Origin of the sequence: Pseudomonas sp. M2 (genome assembly GCF_015751845.1) — a bacterium.
In the GTDB taxonomy this organism is placed as follows: Bacteria; Pseudomonadota; Gammaproteobacteria; order Pseudomonadales; family Pseudomonadaceae; genus Aquipseudomonas; species Aquipseudomonas putida_E.
Genome location: NZ_JADOUD010000001.1, coordinates 3,958,392 through 3,976,735, shown reverse-complemented (window position 1 = coordinate 3,976,735; position 18,344 = coordinate 3,958,392). Strand labels below are relative to the sequence as shown.

Below are 18,344 nucleotides of genomic sequence, written 5' to 3'. Positions count from 1 at the left end.
ACCAGACGCACCCGTATATTCATTTCTGCACCCACAATGCACCCACGGGGACGAAGTGAAAGAGAAGCTAACCGCCAAGTTGCTGGCCGGCCTGCAGGTCACCGGTCGCGAGTACGAAGTCCACGACACTACCATCACCGGGCTTTACGTGCGCGTGACCGCCGCGGGGGCGAGGTCCTATGTCGTTACCTGGGCCAGGGGCCGCAAGAAAACCCTGGGCCGGGTGGGCATCCTCACCCTCGAACAGGCCCGCCAAGAAGCGACCCAGTACCTTGCTGAAGCTCGCAAGCACGGCGAGCCCACAGCCGTCTCACAGGGTCGCCGAGGAGCCACCCTACCCTCCCTGCGCTGCTTCATCACCGACACCTATCTCCCGTGGTTCAAGGCGCACCACCGGGGCTACGAAAAGACTGCCCACACGCTCGCCAACAACTTCGAGACGATCATGCCCCAGCGCATCGACGCCATCACCGGCCACGATCTGGAGAAGATCCGCACTACCTGGCTGCAGGCTGGCAACAAACCGGCCACTGTGAATCGGAAGATGGGCAGTATCAGCGGTGTATTCAGTCGAGCGGTGGAATGGGAAATCATCACTACCCACCCAATGGCCAAACTCAAACAGCTGAAGGTCGACAGCAAGGGGGTCGTGCGGTACCTGAGCGCCGACGAGAACCTACAACTGCGCAAGGCCCTGGACGATCGCCAAGATGAAGCCCGGGCAGATCGAGAAAGCGCCAATAGGTGGCGAGCTGATAGAGGCCGAAAACTGCTCCCTTCATTTGCAGGCCGGGTATTCACTGACCATCTAAAGCCAATGGTGCTGGTATCACTCAACACCGGTATCCGGCGCGGCGAGCTATTCAACCTCGAATGGCCAAGAGTCAACTTTGCGACCAAGACACTTACTATCATCGGCGATACAGCCAAGACCAATGAGACTCGCCACATCCCTTTGAACAAGGAGGCTCTCGAAACTCTTCAGGTTTGGCAGAAGGAATGCCGAAAGAAGTCGGGATTCGTATTCCCGTCATATGATGGAGGACGGCTCGAGGACGTCAAAAGCGCGTGGCTCGGGCTACTGGAGCGCGCAGGGATAACCGGCTTCCGCTGGCACGATATGCGGCACGACTTTGCTTCGCGCCTGGTGATGGCCGGCGTACCCCTGAATACAGTGCGCGACCTCTTGGGCCACTCGGATATCAAGATGACCCTGCGCTACGCGCACCTTGCTCCGGACAGCAAGGCTGCTGCCGTCGAACTCATTTAGATTCGTAGGGCACTACGGTCGGCGAACTCTTATGCTCTTCAACGTGTTTTAGTAGGCTGACCCAATGTTCTCGAAGAAGATCAGTATCTATGTCGTCCACAGCATTTGTACTATCTGGATATTGGTCCCAGAAAAATTTCGAGCTGTAAATTGTTTCTTTAAGCCTGAGTTCTTCATAGCTTAAAAGTCTCGGACAATGCCACACAAGCATCATGAAGCGGAAAGAATCGTCTGTGGTATATAGCTCTTTAGAGAGCTTATACATCGACACTGTCTGCGTTTTATCTTCTCCATCCTCCTCACTCCACAGATCCGCCTCAATGTGGAAATTCGTTGCGTAAGTCTCAATCGCCGACTCAATCACGCCTGTTATTGACTGTCGTTTCTGCCTCGCCAATAGGTCGATGAGGAATCGCACCTTGGGGTCTAGACGCAACGTCAAGGCCTCGGTCTTCCGGGCACCTTGGTTGGGCTTGTTTTTGGTCATAACGCACCTCCATCTGAGACCAAGCAGCGTATACGGCACGTCCATAGAAGTCCATGCACTCACAAACAGTGCTGCACATCAGTTGACGTGCATTAGCTTTCTCACCTAGCATTCTCTCGACCCCGCGTCGCGGGCCGCAGGAGAGACATCATGGAACAAGCACCACAAACCACCCCTCTGTCCGTTGGCGTTGAGGAGGCCGGCCGCATCCTCGGGATTTCCCGATCGGCCACCTACGAGTTCATTGCAAAGGGAGAAATCAAGACGTTCAAGATCGGGCGCCGCCGCCTGGCTCTGATGTCGGAGCTAAAGGCGTTCATCGAGCGGGCAGCTAAGGAAGGTGGTCGGTAATGGCTCGAAACAAGGATGCGCCAGAACTGACGCTGGTGAAGGGTGGTGCCGAGCCAGTGTTAGAGGCACTGGCCCAGCGTGCCGCAAAGCAATCTGGAGACAGCCCGCAGCGCCTCGATTCTACCCATCCGCCCACACTGGGCGCTACTCCCTACCGACCTACCTACGACGACTTGCGAGAAGCCGTGGACGAAGCCCACGCAATGCTCAGCCTTTTGGCTACGGGTATGCGAATGATCGCCAGCGGCTACGGCAGCGCTCAGGAAGTCAGGAAGCTGGCCGACTCGACGGCGAAGGCTGCTGCTACCAGCCAGCATTACCTTAGGCGTCTGCTTGAAGGGATTGCGGCGATAGATGGCCGTGGGGCGTAGCGAAGGGATGGATACGAGGAGAGAGAAATTGCCCAGGCAGTGCACTACCACCACCTGGGCCTGACCCCTACTGAAAGGAGCCAATATGACGGCCGAAACTATCGCAGATGCTGATCTGCCTGACAACCATTCAACCCACGCCCAAGCATCGCGAATGATCGCCGCGCTGCGCAAGGGCCCTGTATCGTCCATCGAGGCGGCGCAGTCGCTGGATATCGTCCACCCGCCCTCCACGATCCGGCACCTGCGGCGGCAGGGCTGGGGCATCCTGACTAGGTGGTGCTACCAAGCTGCAGCGCCAGGCCGGCGCCCGCACCGTGTAGGACTGTACGTCCTGCACACGGATATCGACTAAGGCAGCAGCCGGGGGCGCTATAGCTCGTGCCCCCGGCGCCCTGGTGTGAGTCGCCGAATGGCAAGAAAGAAACAGTACAAGGTCGACTTTGGGGGGCGGGTGTTCGCCCTGCCCCATCGACTGCTCATGCACCCAGCATTCGACAACCTGAGCCCCAAGGCGGTTACCGTCCTGATCAAGCTTGGGCGGCACTACAACGGGCGCAACAATGGTGACCTGGCTTGCACTGTCGAGATGATGGCCGAGGGGCGCAAGATGGACGCCAAAACGCTCGCATCAGCGCTGCAGGAACTGATCGACGCAGGCCTGATTATCCGAACTCGCACCTACAGGAAGGGTGGCCGTGAACCTGGTATGGCTCAGTGCGCGCTGTATGCGCTCGCCTGGGCATACATCGACGAGTGTCCAGGGAAGAACCTAGAAATATCCCCAGGCCCGGCGCCATTCAAGTTCACCTGATTTCGATTTTTTCGGTGGGATTTTTTCCGCCATCGACTGGGAATTTTTCCCATACGGCTTTCCGGTTGCGTCCGGTTGTGTTGACACCCCTGCGACCGACTGGGATTTTTTCCCAGTCACTCGCCGGCTTTGCTGGGGTTGCGGGGACCCTGTGAACGGAAAAACTCCCAGTCTTTATAATTTACCATCCCCATGGGCTCTGATTGCGTGCACTGCACCTCGACGGCACGAGCATCTGGCCCGTATCTGGATCATCTACCGCACAACGAAAAAGGCACCACCCCGGTTCAGGGTAGTGCCCGTTCAAGCCAGTTAGGGACTAGCGCGTAATCTCACCGCTCTGGCCACGAACAGTTGTCACGCCGAACATGATCATGTTGACCTGGCTGCGCTTCTCATCGAATCGATCCCAATCGGGTCCACGGCTAAGCGATTGATCCATCACCCACTGCGGCGCGCTCTTCTGGCGTCGCAGCCTGCGTAAGGCTTCCCACCAGCGCAGGTAAAGAGTTCGCTCCGTCTCGATGAGGTCCACCAGCATCTGTCGTCCAGCATCATCGGATGCTCGCCCTTTACCCAGGGCCAACTGATCGCGCAAGGCAATGTCGAACCTCAAACGGAGCTCCCTGGCCAGATGCAAATCCCCCGTCGTGCCAAGCCCGTCGACCCATCTGGGCAGCTGCCCGTCACTGCGTAATTGGCTCAGCGCAAGCCACCATGAGTCGGAGTGAGAGCGTTCGGCCTGTAGTGCATCGGCAAAAGAGACAGTCACTTACCACCTCCCTCTTCACCCACTACGCCGTGCGAGGCGCCAAGGTGGCGATGCTTCCACATGAAGTTGCCGGTGAAGATGATGACCTGCTCCAGATGCCGCGCAATATCGCACATCGGCCCTTCCTCATGGCTAGAGCACATTGGGTAGAGCAGCGCGTAAAGTTTGTGGAACTCATCCCTGGCGAAGTTCATCGAGCACATCTCGCGTGCATCCAGGACCGCTTCGCCCAGGACCTCCCCCTCGATTATTACCGGCTGTGGTAGGCGGCTCATTTCGCACCCCCATTCAGCCAGAACTTGCGATACACCTCATAGCTCGCATCGTTGAGGCCGGGATTGAACCGGCTGGCCAGCATCGTGGCCACTTGAAGTTCGACCGCGCTGATGATCTGGCGCAGCTCGGCCTCATCGGCATAGCGCAGGGCCGTTTTGACCAAGTGAGTCGCATAGGCCTTCCGGCGCTCGATCGAGCCTGCAGTGCCTACGGGCACTTGGTGTTGTTGCGTGGTGCTGGTATCTTGCATAAATTGCATGACGTGTGCCTCATAGCGTCGTCGTGTGATGGGCCCTCCCGGTGTTCGAGCACCGGGTTGGCCACCTCCAAATGTGGAAAAAACCCACCCTTTACTGCTTGCCCTTCTCGTTCAACCACCCGATCGCCCAGCTCACCGGGTCTTTGCTCCCCTGGGGCTTGAGTGGCTTACCGTCTAACGCCGCCTGGCGCCCTTCCTGCTCCGTTTCCTCATGAATCCACAGTGCGGTAAGCCGAAACCCAGCTTCGCGCTGACGCTCTTTGTAGAGCCTCTGGCGCTCTGCCGCTGAGCGAGGCTGTTTCTGCTCGTCGGTCATCAAATTCTCCGTGACTAGTTACGACGGACCAATACTGCGTCATCGTGACTAGTTACGCAAGTGCTACGATGCAATTAGTTTCACCCCGATGAACGGCTAACGCTGGCAGCGTTACCCCACCAATGGTGAATGTTGGCTGTCGCTCCCTTGAAAGCAAATGGCCAGCCCCCAAGTACCGACTGAGGGATCCTCCTCTAAGAACGCAAGGAGTAAGGAATGAGCCAACAAGAGTTCGAGATCGGGGCCATGGTCAAGCTGAACGTGGGCGGGCCAGATATGTCAGTTAAGGCCTATCGTCCGAGCAGTGAGATCTATATATGTCAGTGGTTTGCCGGAAAAAAACTTGAGCAAGGCGAGTTCAAGTCTGAGGGCTTGGTGCGGATAACTGCTGATGAGGAAGACTGATGGATGCTAACTCGGTCGCCTCTTGGATGCTGTCAAAGGTTCAAGCTGAAGCGTGTGTTTATCAGGACGATGTGGTTGACCACATCATCAAGGCAGGCCACGAGGAGCTGCTGATCGAAAACGCCGACGGCAACCAAGTACTCAGCAAAGGTGTTCTTGCTGCCTTCCGAAAGCTCACCCCTGACAATGTGGTCTGGGTAAAACCTGACCGCTACTGGCGCTTCCGGGTAGCTGAGGACGAGCCTGGGCGAGACGCCCGAGGTTAAGTTGGCCAGCCAGGCCCAGCCATCAGGCCTGGCACCCTCACACTTCCTCAGATTGAGGATATATCCACTCAGCTGAACGGATCTCTGTGGGAACAGATCGGTGAGATGTGAGCACAGCTGCTCAGATCTCCTCAAGTTTGAGGGCATTACCACGCCGGGAGATGCGCTCAGATCTGAGCACACGAGATGCCGGTAGATTATCCGCCATCTCTCGCCGGTGCCCGAAACTACCAAAATCAGTCGACTCGACAACCAAAGATCGGCTGAAACCTCAGCCAATCCCCTTTAGCGACTTGGTCGTAAAAGCTCGTCAGTGTTGATCTCTACACAGTGTGTCGTTTTCCACACGGTGGAGGCGCTGCCGCATCAGGCGGAAGGTTTGCGCGCCCTGCGAATGCTGAGGCGGTAAATCGGGGGCTTGCCCTTGTTGCTGATCGTGATGCCGATCGCGTACTTCTCAATCGCTTTGCGCCCCTTCTCAGTCGGCGCCTGGTACCCACCAGGAACCTTGACGATATCGCCGCTTTCGATTAGCGCGTCCAGGTCCGGTCGAGGCGGGAAGTTCTCGATCGCCTCCCGCATCTTGCGCAGCATCTCTTCGTCCATACCCGCACCTCGCTCGTGAGTGATAGTAGCGATCCTACATCACCCCCAAGCCAATCCCCAACGCGGGAATTCCCGCCCTGGCTAAGCCGTGATTCCGGCTTAGCTCGCCCACTTCTGGATTTGAGTCGAAAGCCGGACCTCCAGCCGAGACAGACCAAGTCGTCCGATTCTGACCTCTAGATAGGCCTGGTAGCACTGCCCTGACAGCAGGCCAGAACAGGTGATCGTGGCTCACATGTAAGCCATGGGAGCCAGCGAAGTGCGCCCCCCGCCTTTGTCTCGATGCGAGGAAATCCCACTTCGCTACAGCTAGGCCGGGTGCGGGGCGCGATTTCAAATCGAACCCCTCCTGATCTCCTGGTATTCCCCGTTGGGGGTGAACGAATCGTTCCCCTGGTGGCCGGGGGGGGGGGGCCTCAAAAATGAGGAGACCCCAGCCGCAGGCGCACCACAAAACCGAACTTCGTCATTTCGTGGCGCGAGGTTTCCACCGGCGGTGCGAACCTGGGCATACCACGAAAACTTCGAAGTTTGGCGACCCGTATCACTTAGGGTGGTTCTAATATAGTGGAACGAAAACGCCGCTCTCAGAGGCCCGAAAATCAGGCTTATTCGTCCCGTTCTGTCCCGTTATGTGTAGCACCTAAGGTGCACCCATAAAACACTGGTTATGCGCTCAGATCAGCCCTAATGTGGGTTCTCACAGTCTCTATTTGAGGACCCCACATGACTTCGCCTACGAAGCTGCGCGGCCAGCAGGTACGGCCCACCAAGGCAGAGATTTCCGCCGCCTGGACGCGCCTTCGCGCTGCCGCTGAGCAGGGCCACATCGAAGCAAACGCACTGCTGATCGCCCTTGCCGAGAACAAACCGGCCTTCTCAATGGAGGGCGGTCTTGCACGAGTCAGTTAATCAGCCAGAGCGCAGTGCTCGCGGGCAGTTCAAGCCAGGCCATTCCGGCAACCCTGGCGGGCGCTCGGGTCAAACGCAAGCCATCCGCGCGAAGCTCGCAGAGGGAGCTGAAGCGGTGACCAAGAAAGTACTGGCCGCTGCCAAGAAGGGTGATATGCAGGCGTGCCGGTTGATCCTTGAACGCCTGGTGCCGCCAATCAAAGCCACCTCTGAGCCCGTGCTTTTCGACCTGGACGACTCCGACCTGCCCAGCGCGGCGAAATCCATCCTGCGGGCCATCGCTTCAGGCGAGTTGCCGCCGGATCAAGGTCGCCACCTGATCGAAGCCCTCAGCTCCGTTGCCAAGGTGATTGAAGTGGAGGAGCTGCAGAAAGCCGTCGAAGAGCTGCGAGAGCAGATCGAGGAGATGCAGCGATGAATGCGCGCAGCCTCCGTTCCGAGGTGAAACGCCTGGCGTCGCTGATCGGAGCAGATGAGGTTTCGGTGCACTTGGTCACGCTGACCGTTGTGGACGCGTCCGCCGGGCAGATGGATCTACCTGACCAAACGGGCCACGTCTTGGCTTATCGAATCCAGGGGCACCCCGCATCGTTTTTCTTCCCCTTCTCGGCGATGAGCAGCGCTCAGGCAGAGGAACTAGCCCTGGCGATTGTCCAGCACGCCCGAAAGACCGAGCGGCTGGGTCGCAGGAGCCCGGCCGGTCTTCTCGATATGACGTTCCCCTCACCTGGGGCGGTTACGGCCGAACAGCTCCCAGCAGGCGCCTCCATTCCCGATTACGCGGCCGCCCTCTATCAACAAGCCATCGAGGCACGCCATGAGTACACGCAAGCGCATTGATGGCCTGCGCAGGCAGGTCTCTACCCTGAGCGAGGACCAGACCGTGATGGAGATCAGCAAGATCATGGATGAGCTAAGCGCCGCGGCCGCCGGCGGAAGCGGCGCCAAGACAAACGACCTAGCAACCCTGTTCTCCGACCTGGAGGCAGAGCAGAAAACCACCCAAAAAGGGATCAAACCATGCAACTGAATCACGCTGTAGGCACCCTCACCCGCATCGGCGACGCGAGCGCCTTCGTAAACGACTTCGTCCAGTATCAAGGTCAGAACCTGCCGGGCACTAAGTGGGCACTCTGGCCGAACGTTGGCCCACTCATGCGCCTACAAAACCTGATCATGGATCAGCACGGGACCGCGCTCGCCAAGGCTCAGCGAATCCGGGAGAACGTCGATCTGACGAACGCTGCCAAGGCCCGCCAGTCGCTCGACGCATACACTCTATTCGCCGACGCCGCTAAAGCGGCTCTGCCCAGCATCGTCGAAACAGCGACCAACCTTCACACCTTCGCATCCACCCAGTTGCTGCCCGTTCAGCCACTGGCGTCGACTGACGCAGCGGGCGCGGCGATGGATGCCGAGTGCAGGGCCTATGTCTATGACCTGAACTCGAAGGACCGAAGTGACCTGATGGCCGAAATGCGCCAGGGCCGGGAGCAGCGCATTACAGCAGCCATCCTGCGCGGCCCAGCCCGTCTCAGCGGCTTTTCCAATCAACAGCTGATCCAGCTCGGCGCCGCCGGCATTGCCGTCCATCACGCTGATGCCGTGCTTACGCTGGGCCGCCTGGCGGGTGGTATGCGCGACCTTCTGCACATGGTGCAGACCCTGGGCAATGACGTCATCCGGGCCGGGGTAGAGCTTGACAGCAAGACAGCAGAGATCGGCTCCCTGACTAAGGTAAGCCAGGGCCTGATGGACCTGATCGAGTGGCTCAAGCCGATTCCGCTGGAACTGCCAAGCAACAACCCCCTGCCGCCCGAGATGGCTGAGCGGATGAAGCAGCAGACTTCTGTGGAGGGGGCCTGATGAGCTACCAAGATCGATTCAGCGAGGCGTGCAAAACCGGCGACTTCGCCGTCAATCCCATAGCTGTGAGCGGCTATGACGTCTGGAATGTGCAATGCGTGCAGCGTGGTCGCCAAGTCGACATAGACGGCCCATTTTTCACCGAAGAAGAGGCGCGCATCTCTGCCGATCTGCTGCGCGGGTCTTACCGCGGCGTCAAGGCGGTATCGGCCTGCCACTGCGCCGCCTGGAACCCTGATCCTGCCCGCGAGAAGGCTATTCGCATCCAGGGCCTGCAGAGTCGTGAGATGTTAGCTCGCCGACTCGGCGTGTACCTGCCAATGCCAAAGGAGAATCCATGATGGCCGCCCAAGTCCGAAATTCACCTGCCCTCACCACCGTTTACCTGTCCGGCCCACTGATTCGTAAATTCTTCCGCAAGAAGGACTACCTGCTTGATAGCCAAAACACCTGGGAGGTATTCCGAGCGTTGAAGGCAACGCTGGAAGGCTTTGAACAGGAGATCAAGCGGTTGGAAGCACTGGGTATGCGGTTCGCCATTTTCCGCAACAGGCAGAATGTTGGCGAAGAAGATTTTGAGCGTGCCGGCGCCAGTGAGGTTCGGATCGTGCCCGTAGTTGAGGGAAGCAAACGCGCCGGCGTTATGCAAACGATCGTCGGGATTGTGTTGATCGTCGCATCATTCTTCGTTGCGCCAGGCTCCCAAGCAGCATTCCTCGGTGCCGGCATTGGCGCAACTGCCGGCGGCGTCATCCAGATGCTGAGCCCTCAGGCCGGCGGCCTGTCTCAGAGCGCCGCGCCGGAAAACCTGCCGTCGTATGCGTTCGGGAGCGCCAAGAACACCACCGCCAGCGGAAACCCTGTCCCCATCTGCATCGGCGAGCGGCGCTGGGGTGGGGCGATCATCTCGGCCTCAATTGAGGCCCAGGACAAATCCTAGAAGTGCGGAAACTCTGTGGCGCATGATAGGTTGCCTGCTGACCTGGTAATGGATGATCTGATCATGCGCTATATCCACATCGGCCTGCTAGCTGCGATAAGCCTTCTCTCTAGCGGCTGCTACTCACCTAGTGAACTCATCAAACAAGGCCCGGTTTTTACGGGCACAACCCTCAAATCGCCGAAGCAGTATGCGCTCTGCGTCTTTCCCCAATGGCAAGAGCAAAGGCCTGATGCGACATTGTCCGAGACCACGTCAGGCTATAGGCTGATAAGCGCCAACGGCCTCAGCGCGAGCGAGGTCCTGCAGGTCGACGCCAACGTCTCAGGAAGCTCTGTAGCGCTGTATCGGCGAGCGTATGCCGATTTCGGCGCCGGCAAGCATTCTCTAGAGCGCTCCACTCAAAGTTGTTTATGACCCACCTCAGACTTTAGGTCGGTCCCGTTTCTCAATAGCCTGACGCGCTTTTTCGGGCAAGCCGGCGAAGCGCTCCGCAATTTTTCTAGGCCTGGCGATGCGCTCTTCCACGATCAGGCTGATCATATCGAACATCACCGGCACGTAGTCGCGAAGATCTTCCGGGCTCATGTCCAAGGGGTGGACCGCGTTGTTTCCAGTCACCCGGATTACGTCCAGCGCTTGCTGGATGTGGGGGTCTAACCCACCTTGCACCAAGGTCTTGATGTCAGTGTCAATGTGCTCGCCCTTGCCACCGATTTCACCGAGAAGCTTCTGAAGACACAGCCTCAGCAAAGCGGCTGCGCCGCGGTGAGAAACTCCACAGATGAGTCTGGCTTCTTCAAAGTCAGCTAGGCAGGAGGGCGGCAGATCTTCATGTACTGGAGGGGCTATCAGAGTCTTGGGATAAGCCAGTGTTCCCTTGCCTACATTCCCCGATTTCCGCCAAATGCTCTCGCCTTTGCAATGCTGGCACGCGCATACAACCCAATTTGTTGAGTTAAAGGATCCGAACTGAGGAATCGCCAGGTCGGCCCAATGCATCTGCGAGATCACCCCACAGTGCATACAAGTAAAACTTGCGAGGCGATAGCCTGGCGCTTGGATCTGGGAACTCATCTTGGTGGTCCTTATGGTGAAATGGCCATCATGCTTGAAGCAGTGCTGCTCGTTAAGTATGCCTTGGCTGATACGGGCAATTTGAGCCTTTATCAGCCTTTCCGCTTGAAAAGTAACACCCAAAGTGCAACAGTGATAGGACAACACCCTAACTGATACAGGTTGCACTATGTTTATCCGCGCTTACCTCCGAGCATCCACCGACGAGCAAGACGCCGGCCGCGCCCGGGCCTCCCTGGAGAAGTTTGCCAGCGACCATAACAAGGTCATCGCCTGTGAGTACCTGGAGAACGCCAGCGGTGCAGCCGCAGATCGGCCGGAGCTGCTGCGCCTGCTCAAGGACGCCCGCAAGGGTGACGTGCTGCTGGTCGAATCCATCGACCGCCTCTCTCGCCTCCCCGCTGACGACTGGGCCAAGCTCAAGGGTGCGATCGACGCCAAGGGCCTGCGCATAGTCGCACTCGACCTGCCAACCAGCCACCAGGGTATGCGCGACACACACGGCGACGAGTTCACCGGCCGGATGCTGGCCGCGATCAACTCGATGCTAGTGGAGATGATGGCGGCGATCGCTCGGAAGGACTACGAGCAGCGTCGCGAGCGACAAGCTCAAGGTATCCAGAAGGCTAAAGCGGCCGGCAAGTACCAAGGCCGGCCGGTGGACGAGGAACTCCACAAGCGGGTCAAGGAACTGCTCGGCGCCGGCCTGGGTATCCGAGCCACGGCCAGGCACGCCAGCTGTTCAACAACAACTGTCCTGCGTATCCGAGACGCGGGATGATCACCAGAAATTAAACGGCAGGTTTGACCTAGTGACGATGTCAGGGCTGTAGCCATATTTTTGGACTAGGAATTCTGCCGCTTTGAGAGCCCGCGACTGGTTGGGGTTAGGCCCAACAATGATTTTGCGCAGGATCCCAGGCTTAGCCTCGATCAAGTCCATGGAAATATAGGGTATGACGTAGGAAGGACCAGGCCGGAATTGCACCTCATCATGAGGCTCGTTGACGATGATTCGCCACTCGGCCTCCTCATGAAAGCCTTCATTCTTGAACCTCGGAGCGAACTCAATCAGAGACTCGCAAATCACGCTGAGAGCCTCCTCAGCTTGAGCTTTGAGATCACCAGATAACCGATTATGGAACTCTTCCATCACACCGGCTTGCTGTTCCAAGCCCATGTCATGGAACTGCTCAAGGGTGTAGGGGATGGAGGGGAAAAGGCCCATACACGAAGTGATAATACCAGTCACCTCGGCTTGTTGATCGTCGTGCCTGTAAAGGCATTTTTCAAAGCGAAAGCCCTTCTCCTCGCAATACTCGGCCAAGAGATTCTGATCAAAGCCGATGCAGTAACCATTACCTCCAGGGCAATAGCCTCGCCATTGACTGAGCAGATCGGGTTTCTCACTAAGGGATGCCACATACACGCTTTCACCCCGTAGCTCGCCAAGGGCTTTGTGCAGCATCAGGCTGAAGGAGTGCCAGTAATCCGTATCAAAAAAATAGCTCGCAACAGAGGACGCGAACGACAAAGCATGAACGAACTCAGTGTGGTCGTTCAGATAGTGAGTATTGGTAGCCCAGATTGATCCAGAGCTGAGAATCCCGAGCAATCCATGCTGGCTTGTGTAGTGATAGAGAATGCTCAACTGCACCCATCCTGCACCCGCAGAGAAAAATCCGTTCTCAGTGAATGCTTCTAACCCATTGATAAATATGGCGTCCCAGGCAGGATTTGAACCTGCAACCTTCCCCTTAGGAGGGGGATGCTCTATCCAATTGAGCTACTGAGACACAAGAACCGGCAGCGAACGCTGCACAGCTGGACGGCGAGCATGTTAACCAGAGGGCAGCCGTTTGTCATGCATCTATCGGGCTTTTTGCACGTAGGGCTTTTCCGATGCTCGTGTCAAACGGACACTCCCTGTTGACGCAGCAGGTCGAACAATGCGCTGACCGCCGTGGCCAGTGACCCGGAGTTGTCCAGCGCATGCACGCCGGGATCGGGACAGCCCTGGAGCCTGGCACTACGCGCCAGGCGCTGATCGATCTCTTGCGGTGTCTCCCTGCCTCTGGCAATCAGGCGCGCACGCAACACCTCTGGGTCAACCTCCAGGCGTACTGCCAGCAGACCGGGATAGCGCCTACGCGCCTCGGGCAGATAGCTACGGGAACCGTTGACCAGCACCGACCGCCCTTGCGCGAGCCAAACGTCCACTTGCTTGGGGATCCCATACTCCAGACCGTTGGCCTGCCAATGCATGGCAAATTCCCCTGCCGCTCGCATCGCTTCGAAGCGCTCTGGCGTGACGCTTTGCGCCGCTTCACCTGTGGCTTCTGCGGAACGTGTGATGACTCGCCGGGCAATTTCCACACCCGCGCCAGCCAGTTGCGCGCGAGCGGCCTCGATCAGGGAATCTTTTCCCGAGCCAGAGGGTCCCATCAGATATATCAGCACGCCTGAGGCTTTATCTTGGGAGCTTGCGTCATGTTGCATAGCCACTATGCTCTATGGAAGGAAACCTGCGCATTTTAAGGGTTTTCTCTACCCTTTGCCGCGTTTTACGGGTTTTTGACGGCAAAGGGCTGACGGTAAGGCGAACCTGGAAATGCAAAACTTTTCCAACCAGTACTCATTTCTGATAATTGGTACTGGCAAAAAGCCTTTACCGGGATCACTATTTGTCACAGAATTGACGCCAAGGAAACGGCGACCTTGAGGCAAGATGAGCACCAAATTTTCCAGGCGGTTGAACATTTTGTCGTCGCCACGGTCGTACCTGCATCCCGTGCGGCCAATTTGTGAACCGCTTCCCCTGAACCAAAAACCGGTTAATTTATATGCGCCCAATGAAACAGGCTATTTATTCGAGCCGCACCGCTGACAAGTTCGTCGTCCGCCTGCCAGACGGAATGCGTGAGCGCATTGCCGAGGTAGCGCGCAACCATCACCGCAGCATGAACTCCGAGATCATCGCACGCCTGGAGCAGAGCCTTATCCAGGAAGGTGCGCTGGGCGACGAGCTGAGCATGCGCCTGGATAGCCCCGAGCTGTCCCTGCATGAGCGCGAGTTGCTGCAACGCTTCCGTCAGCTGTCCCATCGACAGCAGAACGCGCTGGTCGCCCTCATCGCTCACGATGTGGAAATGGCAGCCGACGCCTCCTGAGGCGCGTAGCGAGAACAAAAAAAGCCAGCGTAAGCTGGCTTTTTTGTTGGGCTGCGCACAGGCCTTGGTGGTGCGGCCAGGCGCATGCCTTGATCGCTCTGGCGTGCACTTCCCAATATCAAAGCAGGAACAGCGTAGCCAGCCCCAGGAAGATGAAGAACCCACCACTGTCGGTCACGGCAGTGATCATCACGCTGGACCCCATGGCAGGGTCGCGCCCCAGGCGCGTCAGCGTCATCGGGATCAACACCCCCATGAGCGCGGCCAGCAGCAGGTTCAAGGTCATGGCCGCAGTCATCACCAACCCCAACGACCAGCTGTCATACAGCCAGAACGCCACAGCACCGATCACTCCACCCCAGATCAGGCCATTGAGCAGCGACACCGCCAGCTCCTTGCGCATAAGGCGGCTGGTATTGCCCGGCGACACTTGGTCCAACGCCATGGCGCGAACGATCATGGTAATGGTCTGGTTGCCAGAGTTGCCGCCAATACCCGCCACGATCGGCATCAGCGCCGCCAGTGCCACGAGCTTCTCGATCGAGCCCTCGAACAGGCCGATCACACGCGAGGCCAGAAACGCGGTTATCAGGTTGATCGCCAGCCAGGCCCAACGGTTGCGCAATGAACGCCAGACCGAGGCGAAGATGTCTTCCTCCTCGCGCAGGCCAGCCATGTTGAGAACTTCACTCTCGCTCTCTTCACGAATCAGGTCGACCATCTCATCGATGGTCAAACGGCCGATCAGGCGGTCGCTCTTGTCCACCACCGGCGCCGAAACCAGGTCATAGCGCTCGAAAGCCTGCGCCGCATCGTAGGCATCTTCGTCGGGGTGGAAGGAGACCGGATCAATCGCCATGACCTCCGCGACCTTCTTGTCCGGATCGTTGACCAACAGACGCTTGATCGGCAACACACCCTTGAGGATACCGTCGTAGTCGACTACGAACAGTTTGTCAGTGTGGTTGGGCAGCTCTTTAAGGCGACGCAGGTAACGCAGAACCACTTCCAGGCTGACATCTTCACGGATGGTCACCATCTCGAAGTCCATCAGCGCACCGACCTGCTCCTCGTCGTAGCTCAACGCCGAGCGCACACGCTCGCGCTGCTGCGCATCGAGGCTTTCCATCAGCTCGTGAACGACATCACGCGGCAGCTCCGCCGCCAGGTCCGCCAGCTCATCGGCGTCCATTTCCTTGGCCGCAGCGAGGATCTCGTGATCGTCCATGTCGGCGATCAGCGATTGACGAACCGAGTCGGAAACTTCAAGCAAGATGTCGCCGTCACGATCCGAGCGCACCAGCTGCCAGACCGTCAGGCGGTCTTCCAGGGGCAATGCTTCGAGGATATAGGCGATATCTGCAGGGTGCAGGTCGTCGAGCTTGCGCTGCAACTCGACGAGGTTTTGACGGTGGACGAGGTTTTCCACCAGGTCGTGGTGATGACCTTCCTGACGGTGGGTCAGGTCCTCAACCACGCGTTGGCGCTGCAACAGTTCGACCACCTGGGCCAGGCGATCCTGCAGGCTCTCTTGTGCTTTCTTTACTTCTACTTCAGTCATAGGCGAACTCCACTCCCAGCAGCGGAGCACGCCGGGGGAATCAATCGGTCAGATCAGGCTGTAAGAATCTTGTTAAGAAGTAACTACTGGGTAAGTCCATGGTGGTATTCCACAAGCCCCGGCGGGGCTGACGGGCGCAATCATACACTGCCTAAGCTGTCAGATCGCTTAAAATTTTGGCCAGAACAATCGTTTGCGCGATAAAGCTATGACAACGCTCGAAGCCATGTGTGCGACGGCACGAGCCAAAGAAAAAACACATGCGGCGCGCAAAGAAGTGTCGGGGGGTTTATTTTCAGTCTAGCGGGCATCACTGATAAATCAGTGAACGGCAGAAAACAAAAAGCCCGCTCAATTGAGCGGGCTTCTTGATATGTGGCGGACTCAGGAGGATTCGAACCTCCGACCGCTCGGTTCGTAGCCGAGTACTCTATCCAGCTGAGCTATGAGTCCGTAGTTGGTAGTTTTAGGCCAGATTACCACTGGCTTACTGAAGTCGCTTTGCAAGCAGAGCCACTTCAAAAGTGGCGGACTCAGGAGGATTCGAACCTCCGACCGCTCGGTTCGTAGCCGAGTACTCTATCCAGCTGAGCTATGAGTCCGTAGTTGGTAGTTTTAGACCAGATTACCACTGGTTGCTTGAAGCAGCTTTTTAAGCAAAGCCACTTCAAAAGTGGCGGACTCAGGAGGATTCGAACCTCCGACCGCTCGGTTCGTAGCCGAGTACTCTATCCAGCTGAGCTATGAGTCCGTGTCTTGCCGCGCATTATAGGTCGCTGAAACATTTTTGCAAGAACTTTTTCGTTTAACTTCAACGACTTAGCGTTCTTACCGATTACAGCGCCCTAAGCGAATAATGGCGGTGAAGGGGGGATTCGAACCCCCGATACCCTTATGAGGTATACTCCCTTAGCAGGGGAGCGCCTTCGGCCACTCGGCCACCTCACCGCAACACGAGGCGAATATTAAACAGGCTCTTCCTCGTTTGCAACCCTTTTTTTGAAAAAAACTTCAAAAAAATTAAAGGCTTGGCTCCTCATCCTTCTCTTTCTTGATCCGCAGGTAGATTTCCTCGCGGTGAACAGCCACTTCCTTGGGGGCGCTGACGCCGATGCGCACCTGGTTTCCTTTGACGCCGAGCACCGTCACGGTGATCTCGCCATCTCCAATGATCAGGCTCTCGGCGCACCGACGAGTCAGAATCAACATAGCTTTCTCCTTACGCAAGACATTCAGGGATAACAGTCTGGGAAAAACCGGGCCTGGTCGTGGACGACGACACAGGGGCCCATAGCGCGTCACGCTGGCAGGACAGGGCCTGCGTGACGAGCAGAAACGCGAAGGGCGCGGCAAGCCGCGCCCCTCAAGGCAACGCCTTACTCGCCCTGTCGGGCCGGAGCGTCAAGCTCGAACGCGGTATGCAGCGCGCGAACGGCCAGCTCCAGGTACTTCTCTTCGATGACTACCGACACCTTGATCTCGGACGTGGAGATCATCTGGATGTTGATGCTCTCCTTGGCCAGAGCTTCGAACATGCGGCTGGCAACACCTGCGTGGGAACGCATGCCAACACCGACGATCGATACCTTGGCGATCTTGGTATCGCCGATCACTTCGCGGGCACCGATTTCACGTGCGGTGTTCTCCAGCACGCTGTGGGCCTTCTCGTACTCGTTGCGGTGCACGGTGAAGGTGAAGTCGGTGGTGTTATCGTGCGAGACGTTCTGCACGATCATGTCCACTTCGATGTTCGAGGCGCTGATCGGGCCGAGGATCTTGAAAGCGACGCCCGGAGTGTCCGGCACGCCGCGAATGGTCAGCTTGGCTTCATCACGGTTGAAGGCGATACCGGAAATGATCGGCTGTTCCATGGATTCCTCTTCATCAATGGTAATGAGGGTACCTGGACCCTCCTTGAAGCTGTGCAGCACGCGCAGCGGAACGTTGTACTTGCCGGCGAACTCCACCGAGCGGATCTGCAGCACCTTGGACCCGAGGCTGGCCATTTCCAGCATCTCTTCGAAGGTGATCTTCTCCAGGCGGCGCGCCTGCGGCACGACGCGCGGGTCAGTGGTGTAGACGCCATCGACGTCGGTGTAGATCTGGCACTCGTCAGCCTTGAGCGCGGCCGCCAGGGCCACGCCAGTGGTATCGGAGCCGCCGCGGCCCAGGGTAGTGATGCTGCCGTGCTCGTCGACCCCCTGGAAACCGGCTACAACCACCACGCGCCCTTCCTTGAGGTCGGCGCGAATCTTCTGGTCGTCGATCTGCAGGATGCGTGCTTTGTTGTGCGCGCTGTCGGTGAGGATGCGCACCTGGTTGCCGGTGTAGGACACCGCCGGCACGCCACGCTTGATCAAGGCCATGGCCAGCAGGGCAATGGTGACCTGCTCGCCGGTGGACACGATCACGTCCAGCTCACGCGGAACCGGCTGATCGGTGATCTGCTTGGCCAGGTCGATCAGGCGATTGGTTTCGCCACTCATGGCCGACAGCACAACAACCAGGTCGTCGCCCGCTTCACGGTGTTTCTTGACCTTGTCGGCAACCTGCTCGATCCGCTCGATGGAACCGACAGAGGTGCCGCCAAATTTCTGTACGATCAACGCCATTTCAATGGTGCCT

The 18,344-nt window shown here is 57.9% G+C and carries 29 protein-coding genes and 5 tRNA genes; 17 read left to right on the top strand and 17 right to left on the bottom strand.

Going from position 1 to position 18,344, the window contains the following annotated elements; all coding sequences use genetic code 11:
* The first annotated feature begins 55 nt into the window (after positions 1-55).
* On the top strand, positions 56-1,270 hold the full coding sequence (locus IWW33_RS18530) for a tyrosine-type recombinase/integrase (RefSeq protein ID WP_196914326.1): 1,215 nt from the start codon (positions 56-58) through the stop codon (positions 1,268-1,270).
* Here IWW33_RS18530 and IWW33_RS18525 read toward each other — a convergent pair.
* A complete protein-coding gene (locus IWW33_RS18525) occupies positions 1,263-1,757 on the bottom strand; it encodes a hypothetical protein (RefSeq protein ID WP_196914325.1) in 495 nt (164 codons plus the stop codon). The two genes, IWW33_RS18530 and IWW33_RS18525, sit on opposite strands and share 8 nt — an antisense overlap.
* A gap of 150 nt (positions 1,758-1,907) precedes the next feature.
* Here IWW33_RS18525 and IWW33_RS18520 point away from each other — a divergent pair, with 150 nt between their 5' ends.
* From IWW33_RS18520 to IWW33_RS18505, 4 genes are all read left to right on the top strand, one after another.
* On the top strand, positions 1,908-2,108 hold the full coding sequence (locus tag IWW33_RS18520; protein ID WP_196914324.1) for a helix-turn-helix domain-containing protein: 201 nt from the start codon (positions 1,908-1,910) through the stop codon (positions 2,106-2,108).
* Positions 2,108-2,479, top strand: a complete 372-nt coding sequence (locus IWW33_RS18515) for a hypothetical protein (RefSeq protein WP_196914323.1) — start codon at positions 2,108-2,110, stop codon at positions 2,477-2,479. Before IWW33_RS18520 ends, IWW33_RS18515 begins: the two co-directional genes overlap by 1 nt.
* 85 nt (positions 2,480-2,564) lie before the next feature.
* Entirely contained in the window at positions 2,565-2,834 is a 270-nt protein-coding gene (locus tag IWW33_RS18510; protein WP_196914322.1) for a helix-turn-helix domain-containing protein, read from the top strand.
* Positions 2,835-2,891: 57 nt separating this feature from the next.
* Positions 2,892-3,293 carry a helix-turn-helix domain-containing protein gene (locus IWW33_RS18505; RefSeq protein WP_231386167.1) on the top strand — a complete coding sequence of 134 codons (402 nt, stop codon included), beginning with the start codon at positions 2,892-2,894 and terminating at the stop codon, positions 3,291-3,293.
* Positions 3,294-3,612: 319 nt separating this feature from the next.
* On the opposite strand, the gene IWW33_RS18500 is transcribed toward IWW33_RS18505, so the two are convergent.
* The 4 genes from IWW33_RS18500 to IWW33_RS18485 form a co-directional block, all read right to left on the bottom strand.
* A complete protein-coding gene (locus tag IWW33_RS18500) occupies positions 3,613-4,065 on the bottom strand; it encodes a hypothetical protein (protein ID WP_196914321.1) in 453 nt (150 codons plus the stop codon).
* Entirely contained in the window at positions 4,062-4,340 is a 279-nt protein-coding gene (locus IWW33_RS18495) for a hypothetical protein (RefSeq protein ID WP_196914320.1), read from the bottom strand. The genes IWW33_RS18500 and IWW33_RS18495 overlap by 4 nt, the downstream gene beginning before the upstream one ends.
* Positions 4,337-4,600 carry a hypothetical protein gene (locus IWW33_RS18490; protein ID WP_196914319.1) on the bottom strand — a complete coding sequence of 88 codons (264 nt, stop codon included), beginning with the start codon at positions 4,598-4,600 and terminating at the stop codon, positions 4,337-4,339. Before IWW33_RS18490 ends, IWW33_RS18495 begins: the two co-directional genes overlap by 4 nt.
* A gap of 91 nt (positions 4,601-4,691) precedes the next feature.
* On the bottom strand, positions 4,692-4,916 hold the full coding sequence (locus IWW33_RS18485) for a hypothetical protein (RefSeq protein WP_196914318.1): 225 nt from the start codon (positions 4,914-4,916) through the stop codon (positions 4,692-4,694).
* Positions 4,917-5,132: 216 nt separating this feature from the next.
* Between IWW33_RS18485 and IWW33_RS18480 the strand changes: the two genes are divergently transcribed.
* Both IWW33_RS18480 and IWW33_RS18475 read left to right on the top strand, forming a co-directional pair.
* Positions 5,133-5,321 carry a DUF2158 domain-containing protein gene (locus IWW33_RS18480; protein ID WP_196914317.1) on the top strand — a complete coding sequence of 63 codons (189 nt, stop codon included), beginning with the start codon at positions 5,133-5,135 and terminating at the stop codon, positions 5,319-5,321.
* On the top strand, positions 5,321-5,587 hold the full coding sequence (locus tag IWW33_RS18475; protein WP_196914316.1) for a hypothetical protein: 267 nt from the start codon (positions 5,321-5,323) through the stop codon (positions 5,585-5,587). The genes IWW33_RS18480 and IWW33_RS18475 overlap by 1 nt, the downstream gene beginning before the upstream one ends.
* Positions 5,588-5,953: 366 nt before the next feature.
* Here IWW33_RS18475 and IWW33_RS18470 read toward each other — a convergent pair whose 3' ends face one another.
* Positions 5,954-6,193 (bottom strand): hypothetical protein, encoded by a 240-nt coding sequence (locus IWW33_RS18470; RefSeq protein ID WP_196914315.1) that lies wholly within the window; start codon positions 6,191-6,193, stop codon positions 5,954-5,956.
* 726 nt (positions 6,194-6,919) lie between these two features.
* Between IWW33_RS18470 and IWW33_RS18465 the strand changes: the two genes are divergently transcribed.
* From IWW33_RS18465 to IWW33_RS18430, 8 genes are read left to right on the top strand one after another with little or no spacing between them, the layout of a single operon-like run.
* The gene (locus IWW33_RS18465) at positions 6,920-7,105 is read left to right on the top strand and encodes a hypothetical protein (protein ID WP_196914314.1); all 186 of its coding nucleotides are present in this window, start codon (positions 6,920-6,922) and stop codon (positions 7,103-7,105) included.
* Complete coding sequence (locus tag IWW33_RS26930; protein ID WP_348635183.1) at positions 7,050-7,523, top strand: DUF5681 domain-containing protein; 474 nt, start codon at positions 7,050-7,052, stop codon at positions 7,521-7,523. The genes IWW33_RS18465 and IWW33_RS26930 overlap by 56 nt, the downstream gene beginning before the upstream one ends.
* On the top strand, positions 7,520-7,945 hold the full coding sequence (locus tag IWW33_RS18455) for a hypothetical protein (RefSeq protein ID WP_196914312.1): 426 nt from the start codon (positions 7,520-7,522) through the stop codon (positions 7,943-7,945). Before IWW33_RS26930 ends, IWW33_RS18455 begins: the two co-directional genes overlap by 4 nt.
* Complete coding sequence (locus IWW33_RS18450; RefSeq protein WP_196914311.1) at positions 7,923-8,135, top strand: hypothetical protein; 213 nt, start codon at positions 7,923-7,925, stop codon at positions 8,133-8,135. Before IWW33_RS18455 ends, IWW33_RS18450 begins: the two co-directional genes overlap by 23 nt.
* Complete coding sequence (locus IWW33_RS18445) at positions 8,126-8,971, top strand: hypothetical protein (RefSeq protein WP_196914310.1); 846 nt, start codon at positions 8,126-8,128, stop codon at positions 8,969-8,971. The genes IWW33_RS18450 and IWW33_RS18445 overlap by 10 nt, the downstream gene beginning before the upstream one ends.
* The gene (locus IWW33_RS18440) at positions 8,971-9,312 is read left to right on the top strand and encodes a hypothetical protein (RefSeq protein WP_196914309.1); all 342 of its coding nucleotides are present in this window, start codon (positions 8,971-8,973) and stop codon (positions 9,310-9,312) included. The genes IWW33_RS18445 and IWW33_RS18440 overlap by 1 nt, the downstream gene beginning before the upstream one ends.
* Positions 9,312-9,911 carry a tail assembly protein gene (locus tag IWW33_RS18435; RefSeq protein WP_196914450.1) on the top strand — a complete coding sequence of 200 codons (600 nt, stop codon included), beginning with the start codon at positions 9,312-9,314 and terminating at the stop codon, positions 9,909-9,911. Before IWW33_RS18440 ends, IWW33_RS18435 begins: the two co-directional genes overlap by 1 nt.
* 48 nt (positions 9,912-9,959) lie before the next feature.
* A complete protein-coding gene (locus IWW33_RS18430) occupies positions 9,960-10,328 on the top strand; it encodes a hypothetical protein (protein WP_196914308.1) in 369 nt (122 codons plus the stop codon).
* A gap of 6 nt (positions 10,329-10,334) precedes the next feature.
* Here IWW33_RS18430 and IWW33_RS18425 read toward each other — a convergent pair whose 3' ends face one another.
* Complete coding sequence (locus tag IWW33_RS18425) at positions 10,335-10,988, bottom strand: DUF4145 domain-containing protein (RefSeq protein WP_196914307.1); 654 nt, start codon at positions 10,986-10,988, stop codon at positions 10,335-10,337.
* Positions 10,989-11,157: 169 nt separating this feature from the next.
* On the opposite strand from IWW33_RS18425, the gene IWW33_RS18420 reads away from it, so the two are divergent.
* The gene (locus tag IWW33_RS18420) at positions 11,158-11,769 is read left to right on the top strand and encodes a recombinase family protein (protein WP_196914306.1); all 612 of its coding nucleotides are present in this window, start codon (positions 11,158-11,160) and stop codon (positions 11,767-11,769) included.
* Here IWW33_RS18420 and IWW33_RS18415 read toward each other — a convergent pair whose 3' ends face one another.
* From IWW33_RS18415 to phnN, 3 genes are all read right to left on the bottom strand, one after another.
* Positions 11,770-12,639 carry a DUF2971 domain-containing protein gene (locus IWW33_RS18415; RefSeq protein ID WP_196914305.1) on the bottom strand — a complete coding sequence of 290 codons (870 nt, stop codon included), beginning with the start codon at positions 12,637-12,639 and terminating at the stop codon, positions 11,770-11,772.
* A gap of 68 nt (positions 12,640-12,707) precedes the next feature.
* Positions 12,708-12,784: transfer RNA gene (locus IWW33_RS18410), tRNA-Arg, on the bottom strand.
* 115 nt (positions 12,785-12,899) lie between these two features.
* Positions 12,900-13,487 (bottom strand): phosphonate metabolism protein/1,5-bisphosphokinase (PRPP-forming) PhnN, encoded by a 588-nt coding sequence (gene phnN / locus IWW33_RS18405; RefSeq protein ID WP_174142109.1) that lies wholly within the window; start codon positions 13,485-13,487, stop codon positions 12,900-12,902.
* 344 nt (positions 13,488-13,831) lie between these two features.
* Between phnN and IWW33_RS18400 the strand changes: the two genes are divergently transcribed.
* On the top strand, positions 13,832-14,158 hold the full coding sequence (locus IWW33_RS18400) for an Arc family DNA-binding protein (protein WP_003254499.1): 327 nt from the start codon (positions 13,832-13,834) through the stop codon (positions 14,156-14,158).
* 118 nt (positions 14,159-14,276) lie between these two features.
* Here the strand turns inward: IWW33_RS18400 and mgtE are convergent, their stop codons facing one another.
* From mgtE to IWW33_RS18365, 7 genes are all read right to left on the bottom strand, one after another.
* Positions 14,277-15,719, bottom strand: a complete 1,443-nt coding sequence (gene mgtE / locus IWW33_RS18395; RefSeq protein ID WP_012315589.1) for a magnesium transporter — start codon at positions 15,717-15,719, stop codon at positions 14,277-14,279.
* 376 nt (positions 15,720-16,095) lie between these two features.
* A tRNA-Arg gene (locus IWW33_RS18390) sits at positions 16,096-16,172 on the bottom strand.
* 72 nt (positions 16,173-16,244) lie between these two features.
* Positions 16,245-16,321: transfer RNA gene (locus IWW33_RS18385), tRNA-Arg, on the bottom strand.
* Positions 16,322-16,393: 72 nt separating this feature from the next.
* Positions 16,394-16,470: transfer RNA gene (locus IWW33_RS18380), tRNA-Arg, on the bottom strand.
* A 106-nt stretch (positions 16,471-16,576) separates the two neighbouring features.
* A tRNA-Ser gene (locus tag IWW33_RS18375) sits at positions 16,577-16,667 on the bottom strand.
* Between the two features lie 72 nt (positions 16,668-16,739).
* A complete protein-coding gene (gene csrA / locus IWW33_RS18370) occupies positions 16,740-16,928 on the bottom strand; it encodes a carbon storage regulator CsrA (RefSeq protein ID WP_003254503.1) in 189 nt (62 codons plus the stop codon).
* A 167-nt stretch (positions 16,929-17,095) separates the two neighbouring features.
* Positions 17,096-18,331, bottom strand: a complete 1,236-nt coding sequence (locus tag IWW33_RS18365) for an aspartate kinase (RefSeq protein WP_119687577.1) — start codon at positions 18,329-18,331, stop codon at positions 17,096-17,098.
* Between the last annotated feature and the right edge of the window lie 13 nt (positions 18,332-18,344).